This window comes from Epilithonimonas sp., from assembly GCF_056329745.1.
This window is the reverse complement of sequence record NZ_JBWEYV010000032.1, coordinates 1-8,065: the sequence shown is the minus strand read 5'-3', so window position 1 is coordinate 8,065 and position 8,065 is coordinate 1. Positions and strand designations below refer to the sequence as shown.

The following is an 8,065-nucleotide window of genomic DNA, read 5'->3' as shown; positions in this document are numbered from 1 at the left end:
CAATAGAAAAATGAATAGACTTAAAATTGAATTAATTTAATAATGCACTACGAGTAATGATAGAATAAAAAAGCATAGGGAAAAAAGCCTTGAAAGAAAAGTAGTTGAGTTATTCGAATACTTTTTCCCAACAAAAGATTCATTCTTTTACGAGAATTATTATGTACAGAAAAATTTTGAACAAGACCTTTTAATAATTCACAAAGGTTCTGCCATTATTATAGAGACCAAAGCTTCAAAATTAAGAGAGCCATTTAGGAATGTAGATAAAGCTATAACAAGATTAAAAGATGATTTTAAAGACTCAATTCAATATGGTTTTAAACAATGTTTAAGAGTAGAAGATTACTTCTTTGGTGATACCCCATTTGAAATAATGGATGAGAAGGGTAAAATATTATCTACGGTAAGTCCTAAAAAAATTCATAGTGTTTTTTCTATTGTAGTTACTCTCGAACGATTCGGTAGTTTGCAGACGGATTTGAATTTAATGCTCGATAAGGATGAAGACATCGACTATCCTTGGTCGGTTTATATTGACGACCTTGAAATATTCCTTCTTGCTCTAAAGCAGAATGTAAAAAAACCAATTAATCAATTCCTCAATTTTCTTAAATTGAGACGAGAAATGCACGGTAGAATATATGCAATAGATGAATTAGATGTCTGTGCCACCTTTCTCCAAAGCCCACAAAAATTTAAACAATATTCCGAAGCAAATAATGCCATGTTAACTATTTCCCCATATGAACAAGGTGATTTTGATAAGTTGTATTGGGCTAATAAGCTTAAGTTTAAAGAAAGACCTTTGCCTGATGAATTTTACGAATATGGTATTCCAGATTAAATGTTAAATAGTTAAACTTGGAAAAGGAAGTCCACCTCACACAAACTCCCCAATATCAAAATCTCCCAAATCATTTTTCCGCAAAGTGGAAGAACTGTGGTCCGTTTCAGATGAGAGCGTACTATCCAAAAGCTCGGCAATTTTTCTGGAAGCACCTTCCATTGAACTTTCTAACAAGCTGAATAATTCGGTTCCCTGTAATCTTTGAACTATATCTACCGCTGTTTCCTTTTGGGCTGTTTCCAAATTTTCTTTTTGGAGCAACATCCCCACGGAGCTTAGTTCTTCAAAGGTAACCCCTTGAGCAAAACCGTTATCATTGCTGGAAAATCCGTACCTGCTCCATTCTTCTTCCTCCCAATCAGGTGTATTACTAAAAACATCATCCAGTTCTTCCTGCGGAATTTGAATATTGACTTCTTCGTTCTCGTCGTATTCGATGTCTAAATTATCGGGATTAACTTCAGGTTGTTGTATTTGGCGTTCATTGGCAGTATTTGGCTGCGAATGGCTTTTTACGGGCTTTGGTTTACCCATAATTTCGGGCAAATCCACTTCAAAAGAAGCAGGTTCTTCTTTTTTATAGGTAATCTTTTTAATGACGATTTTCTCACTCACTAAAAGAATGATGACCATAAATAGGCATATTACTATTACAATTTCCATAATTATTATCATTAAATGGGTTTATATTTATCGTTATAACTCTTAGTGATCTGTTCGGCAAATTCTTGAAAATGGTAATCCAACAGATTATCTAAATAAGCGTAAATACTGATCTTGTCTTCGCCAATCACCTGTATAATACGTGTCAGCTTTTCGTGAAACTCAGGTCGGATATAGACCGTTTTTCCATCACGGGCATTGGTCTCCGACTTTTTTAAAAATGTGTTTTCATAATCGGCTTCATTAGTCCGTTTAGTTCTGTTCCTCTCTCTGACGATAGGTTTTTCCCTTGTCGGTTCTTCTATTTTTTCCTTTTCCTTTTCTTCTGTTTTGACAGGCGGTTCAGGCGGAAGTTTCAGTCCCTCTTTTTTTACACCATCGACCATCAGGTTCATCATCAATTCTTCGTCGATATTGGGTGTCGCTTTTCTTTTGTTCTCTTTTTCCATAGGTTATAATTTGATGATTTTTAAAAATTCGTTGATGAAAAGATCCAGCCGGCAGGCTTTCATCAGCCTTTCGTCAGGGGGCATTAAAGTCGAGCGAAAAATGTTTTTACTGTTCACTTCACTTTCTTTACGAAAACGAGTGCTGTTCTTAATTCGGCTTTGCATCAGGCTCAATCCCAATTCGTCAATAAGGTTATTATATAGATTGTATAATGGTGTGCTTTCCCTGCCATCCACTTGATTCCAGAACAGGTTAATGCTTTCTATGGAAGTTTCTCCTTGTTTCATAATTATATTCTGTAATAGCTGAGAGAAAACAAGTGTACTTTCCATCACCACACGGTCAGCTGTAATAGGTGTAAAAATGTGGTGCATTCCTGCCAATGCTTTCAGAATACCAGGTGTATTCACAGTTCCGGGCAGATCAAAGAACACCACATCAACCGGAACTACAGAAGCGTTTACAAATTCGTGGGCAGCTTCCAATACATCATCCGATCTATGCTGCATAATGGGATAGGCTTTTTTGTTAATGGTAGTAAATTGTTTATACGCCATCTTTTTCAAAGCCTCATTATCCATTACCATTTTCAGATCACGGTCTTTCATTTTCATCAGACTGTGTTGTGGAAAATCTGCATCGAATACGGCTATATTATAGCCCAACCGATAATGCATCGTACTGGCAACAAGTGTTGTAAAAGTGCTTTTGCCTACACCGCCTTTTTGGGAAGAAAAGGCGACAAATACTGTTTTGTGATTTGCATTCATATTTTAACTGTTTTTAATTACTTATATAGTCATCTACTTATTGCTGTGCATCTACAGGTAGCTATCTGTGTATGTTTATCTGCAATTAGTTTAGTAGGTACTTAATTTCCTCTGCCCCAAATTATTTATGTACCTGAATATCCATCTACATCGCTATTTAGATAAGTGAGTTTGCACAAGTTCACCTATTGATATATCTACTTGCCTTTGTCGATACATCACTACATAATCAGGTATTTGAACAGGTACTTCTTCAAGTCCATACACCTATACATTTCTGCATAGTAGATTACGTACTTATGTTGTTACCTGCGTAGCTAACTATGTCGTTATGCTTGTTTGTATATACAAAGAAAAGCAGGTATTTATCTGCTTTTTTCAATGTGGCATTGTTTGGCTTTCAAAGGCAGTATTTGTCCAAATACGTTATAGCAATATTCTCTTAAAGAGGGCTTTATTTTGTAAAATGAATTTTACTAACAGACTTATGCAAACATCTTTTGACAAAATGGAAGAAATCAGTAACGGCACCGAGCCGTTTTTCCCTGCTATTTTTAATCCGTCCCGCAGGGCGGATTATTGTGTTCAACAGAACACGGCAAGTTGTGTTCTCAGCATCTCAAAAGTATTTTCCGATGCAGAACAACTTGCCCTGCCGGGGGCTGAAAAACACTCTCCGAAGTCGAGGTTTTGTGTAGATTAAAAATGGATAATTATGAACGAGAACAGCAAAAGACCAGTAAAAAAGACCATAGGTCGTCCACTTAAGACAGATCCGGCAATATTCCGGTATTCTCTTTCCTTAAACGAGGAAGAAAACGCCCGTTTTATGGGCTTATTTGACCAATCGGATATGCAGGTAAAGGCACACTTTATCAAGTCCTGCATCTTTGACAAAACGGTAAAGACCATTCAGATTGACAAGGGAACAGTTGATTTTTATATGCGGTTGACATCTTTCCATACTCAGTTCCGCAATGTTGGGGTGAACTACAACCAGATTGTAAAGCTTTTGTACAAGAATTTTTCGGAGAAAAAGGCATCTGCCTATCTATTCAAACTGGAAAAACAAACGACTGAAATGGCGATGTTATGCCGGAAAATCATTGAATTGATTGATGAATTTGAAGTAAAAAACCTGAAAAAGTAAAGGTAATAATGATAGCAAAGATTGGGAGAAGTGCAAATTTATACGGTGCGTTGGCATACAATAATCTTAAAGTTGAGAAGGAAAACGGACAGATTTTGCTTGCCAATAAGATCATTGAAACCGCAAACGGGCAATATTCCGTCGCACAACTGGCCCAATCTTTTGCTACTTATCTCATCGCTAACCGCCAGACGGAAAAGCATACGCTACATATTTCATTAAATCCTGACCCGAATGATAAGGTAAATGATGATAAATTTCGGGAAATGGCAGAACAGTATATGCGAGAAATGGGCTACGGTAATCAACCTTTTGTAGTATTTAAACATACGGATATTGACCGGACACACATTCATATCGTATCGGTCTGTGTGGATGAAAACGGGGTAAAGATTTCGGATAAATTCGAGAAAATGCGGTCAATGAAGCTGTGTAGGGAACTGGAAAAACAGCACGGGTTGATACCCGCAACGGAGAAAGAGCGTAATCAGAATGACAAGATTTTCCGTCCGGTCGATTATAAAGCAGGCGATATAAAAAGCCAGATAGCTTCAGTGGTTCGTCACTTGCCTAATTATTATAAATTTCAAACTTTGGGAGAGTACAATGCTTTGCTTTCACTATTTAATATCACTACCGAAAAAGTAGAAGGCGAATTAAAAGGAAAACCTCAGCAGGGTTTACTATATATTCCATTGAATGATAAAAGCGAAAGAGCCGGACATCCGTTCAAGGCTTCTTTACTTGGTAAAGATGCAGGGCTTCCGGCTTTGGAATTGCATTTTGCAAAATGCAAAACCGATCTAAAAAACCATCCAACCCAAAGGACTTTACAGTCAGCCGTTACTATTGCCCTGCAATCCACAAGCGATGAATTGAGTTTTAAAAAGCAATTAGGGGAACAGGGCATTAATGTAGTAGTACGTAGGAATGATACAGGGCGTATTTATGGAATGACCTTTATTGACCACAATTCCAAAACAGTTTGGAATGGCTCTCGTTTAAGTAAGGAACTTTCTGCCAACACTTTTAATGATTACTGGAACAATAACATCAAACCAGAGATAAAAGAGATTATGCAACCGCAAACTAAAGTATCACAATCTAACAATAGGGAAGATTTACCTGATGAAAAACCACATAAATTATTTGACTTTGTAAACACGACCAAACACGAAGACGGTCTGATTGAAGCATTGGGAGGTTTACTTATGCCAGAAACACTAGGCGAAGATTACGAAGCACAAGCTTTTGCCAATAAGATGAGAAAGAAAAGAAAACGAAAAAGAGGTGGGCAGAATCGGTAATCTTAAATAATCCTAACACCAAACAGTTAAAATACTTTGTGGATTTATTTCCTTGGAAAGAGAAAAATAAATTCAGTATCTTTATCAAAGATAAAAAAGCAATAAATCAGAGGAAAAAAGCATGAATTGGAGTGACCCTAATGAAACCGAAGAAGAATACTTAGCTCGAAAGGACGAAGAAGTACGGGCTTCCATGGGAGTAATGTCTATGCTTATGGGCTTTTTGGTGCTGTTTTTAAAGATTGCTGCTGTCTTTGGTATATTTATTTATGCCGGATATCTGCTGTCTCAAAAAATTTTGGTAGAGGAAACTGACCAATTCAAAATCTGGGGCTTGTCTTTTATCTTTACTTATCTTATACTTTGCATTGTTTATTTCCTGAAGGGGATTATCATTGGATTGCGGGCAAAGAACAATATGTTATGGATATTGCCATGGACTATTTGTATATTATTGTGCTGTATCTTTCCAGCATTTATTGTTAAAGCTGTAGTTGCCGGTATGTTTCACATTACAAAACGTCAGGATATATGGTGTCTTGTGTTTAGCTGGGGAGCATTTCTATTTTCTTCATTCTACATTTATGGTATTTACCAGTTTAAAACACCTTCGGCTCCAAAATTTTTGTATTGGAGCTATGCATTGGGATTGAAAGCGTCCCTCTAAATTATATCCATTATGCCAAACACCGCTCTCTGAAAAGTGTTTATATTTATGATTGAGAGTCCGATAGAAGATTGGGAGCAGCATCATTTCGCCAACAAGATGGAAAAGAAAAGCCAGAGAGTTCAGAATTAAAAGTGTCCTCTCAGTGATGCTGATTAGGACACTTCATAAAAAACGATAATTGTTTATAGCAAGCTCTTATTCTCCATCAGATAAGCCAGTGCTTCCTTAACTGCTTGTTCCGGGTTTTTCGGACTAAAGCCTAATTCTTTTCTTGATTTGGAAATGTCAAAATCCTGCTGTAATCCGGAGAACATTGCAATTTCCTTTGTCGTCAATACAGGCGGTTTTCCAGTTAGCTTTGCTGAGAATTCCATAAATCCAGCGATTGCGTATAGGACGAATTTGGGAACAGTCCCCGGCACTTTGAGTTTCAGCTCGGGATAAAGTTTTTGTGCCAGTTTGGTCGTATCTGTAATGGTCATACATTTTTCATTGGCAAGAATATAACGTTCACCGGAACGTCCCTTCTTTGCGGCAAGGTAACAGCCTTCTGCTACATCTTTTACATCCACCCAATTGAGCGTTATCTTGGTATCCATTGGAATTTGCTTGTTCAGAATCAGTTTTAGCACCCCATAAGATACATTCAAAGGTAAGAATGCTTCGCTACCAATCATTGCTCCCGGCATCACGGATACCAGTTCAATTCCCAATTCTTTCGCGAGTTGAAAAGCCAGCTTTTCGCCATCGTTTTTGGAATTGTAATACATATCCCTGCGGTCGGGATTATAACCGTTGCTTTCTTTGGTTGGTAGATGGGTATAATCTAAGGCAGCAATGGAACTCACATACACTATTCTTTTCACACCAGCCTCTGCGGCAGCTTCTATGGTGTTGCGGGTTCCGTCCATATTTACATCGTAGATTTCCTTTCTGGGATCTTTTGCCCACAATTTGAAAGCGGCACCTACAGCATAAAATGTTTCTACTCCTTGTAAAGCTCTTACGAATGAAGCCTTGTCTGTAATATCTGCCTGAACAACTTCACAGTCCAAATCTTTGAAGCAGTTTTTATTTTTAATACTTCGTACTGAAGCCCTAACCTGAAACCCTTTTTTAATTAGTAACCTTACAAGGTTATTCCCCAAATGCCCGTTTGCACCTGACACCAATACTAAATGCTTATTTTCCATATCCATTAATTTTAAATGATAGGGCAAAGTTCAGCCTTGCTCATTTAAAACCACTTCACAAATGTTACCTAATGATCTGTTTACGGATACGGCTCAGACTTTTAGGATTCATCCCGAGGAAAGATGCAATATACTGCATTGGGACATTATGGAGGATTTCCGAATGCTCATCCATCAGTTTCAAATAACGCTGTTCTGCACTAAGCGTTGCCAATTCTTTAGAACGTTTTTCATTGTAGGATAAAGATTGCTGAAATACCCAAACGCTGAAATCTTTAAAACCAGGGCTTTGTTGGGTTAGCAAATCAAGGTTAGTCTTTGTGATACGCAGAAGCTCACATTCGGTAATGCATTCCAGATTTTCATCAGATTTGCTCTGATTGATAAAATTTGTATAAGAGGTAATAAAGCCCGGAGGGCAATTGATGTGTGTGGTCACCTCGTCACCCTTATCATTGTAATGAAAGAGCCGAACGAAACCTGATACAACAAAATACAGGTATTCAGGAATTTTTCCTTCCTCTTCCAATATCCTGTTCTTAGGATACAACACAGGTTCAAAATAGCGTATGCACAAATCACTTTCCCTATCAGAAAGTGCAATGCTCTGTGTAATAAGTTGGATAAGCTGATTGTGCATATTGCAAAGGTAAAAAATATACTTCTACACAACCGTCTTTGTATCCGAACTAATCTGTACTTTCTTGACTACAACTCTTCAAAAACACTAAGACGGTTTGATTGAAGTATTGGGCGGTCTGCTTCCCGAAGCACAAGACAAAGATTATGAGGAACTGAATTTTGTCAATTAAGATGAAAAAATAAATCATAAACACAAATTATTTCTCATACAAATACTCTTTAATCAAAGATTTATTAATTGTAAATTAAATTTTAATTCATTATTATTAAATTAATTGAAGTATATATTGCATATTAAAAATATATTTATTTCTTTACTGATTATCCGTTTAATCACCTAATCCTGTAATATTAGCAACAATAAGCCTTT

The 8,065-nt window shown here is 37.0% G+C and carries 10 protein-coding genes; 5 read left to right on the top strand and 5 right to left on the bottom strand.

Features of this window, described 5'->3' with window-relative positions; translation table 11 throughout:
- Positions 1–376: 376 nt before the first annotated feature.
- Positions 377–847 carry a hypothetical protein gene (locus tag AC00Y6_RS15220; RefSeq protein ID WP_474491469.1) on the top strand — a complete coding sequence of 157 codons (471 nt, stop codon included), beginning with the start codon at positions 377–379 and terminating at the stop codon, positions 845–847.
- A 36-nt stretch (positions 848–883) separates the two neighbouring features.
- Here AC00Y6_RS15220 and AC00Y6_RS15215 read toward each other — a convergent pair whose 3' ends face one another.
- The 3 genes from AC00Y6_RS15215 to AC00Y6_RS15205 are packed head-to-tail and all read right to left on the bottom strand — an operon-like array spanning position 884 to position 2,733.
- Positions 884–1,513, bottom strand: a complete 630-nt coding sequence (locus tag AC00Y6_RS15215; RefSeq protein WP_474491468.1) for a conjugal transfer protein TraD — start codon at positions 1,511–1,513, stop codon at positions 884–886.
- An 11-nt stretch (positions 1,514–1,524) separates the two neighbouring features.
- Positions 1,525–1,962 (bottom strand): DUF3408 domain-containing protein, encoded by a 438-nt coding sequence (locus tag AC00Y6_RS15210; protein WP_474491467.1) that lies wholly within the window; start codon positions 1,960–1,962, stop codon positions 1,525–1,527.
- 3 nt (positions 1,963–1,965) lie between these two features.
- On the bottom strand, positions 1,966–2,733 hold the full coding sequence (locus AC00Y6_RS15205) for a ParA family protein (protein WP_474491466.1): 768 nt from the start codon (positions 2,731–2,733) through the stop codon (positions 1,966–1,968).
- Positions 2,734–3,241: 508 nt separating this feature from the next.
- On the opposite strand from AC00Y6_RS15205, the gene AC00Y6_RS15200 reads away from it, so the two are divergent.
- From AC00Y6_RS15200 to AC00Y6_RS15185, 4 genes are all read left to right on the top strand, one after another.
- Positions 3,242–3,436, top strand: a complete 195-nt coding sequence (locus AC00Y6_RS15200) for a hypothetical protein (RefSeq protein WP_474491465.1) — start codon at positions 3,242–3,244, stop codon at positions 3,434–3,436.
- Positions 3,437–3,448: 12 nt separating this feature from the next.
- Positions 3,449–3,883, top strand: coding sequence for a conjugal transfer protein MobA (mobA, locus tag AC00Y6_RS15195; RefSeq protein ID WP_474491464.1), 435 nt, complete (start codon positions 3,449–3,451; stop codon positions 3,881–3,883).
- A gap of 8 nt (positions 3,884–3,891) precedes the next feature.
- Positions 3,892–5,190, top strand: coding sequence for a conjugal transfer protein MobB (mobB, locus tag AC00Y6_RS15190; protein WP_474491463.1), 1,299 nt, complete (start codon positions 3,892–3,894; stop codon positions 5,188–5,190).
- A gap of 121 nt (positions 5,191–5,311) precedes the next feature.
- Positions 5,312–5,857 carry a hypothetical protein gene (locus AC00Y6_RS15185; protein ID WP_474491462.1) on the top strand — a complete coding sequence of 182 codons (546 nt, stop codon included), beginning with the start codon at positions 5,312–5,314 and terminating at the stop codon, positions 5,855–5,857.
- Positions 5,858–6,042: 185 nt separating this feature from the next.
- Here AC00Y6_RS15185 and AC00Y6_RS15180 read toward each other — a convergent pair whose 3' ends face one another.
- Both AC00Y6_RS15180 and AC00Y6_RS15175 read right to left on the bottom strand, forming a co-directional pair.
- Positions 6,043–7,053 (bottom strand): NAD-dependent epimerase/dehydratase family protein, encoded by a 1,011-nt coding sequence (locus AC00Y6_RS15180; protein ID WP_474491461.1) that lies wholly within the window; start codon positions 7,051–7,053, stop codon positions 6,043–6,045.
- Positions 7,054–7,117: 64 nt separating this feature from the next.
- On the bottom strand, positions 7,118–7,693 hold the full coding sequence (locus tag AC00Y6_RS15175) for a Crp/Fnr family transcriptional regulator (RefSeq protein ID WP_474491460.1): 576 nt from the start codon (positions 7,691–7,693) through the stop codon (positions 7,118–7,120).
- Positions 7,694–8,065: the final 372 nt, after the last annotated feature.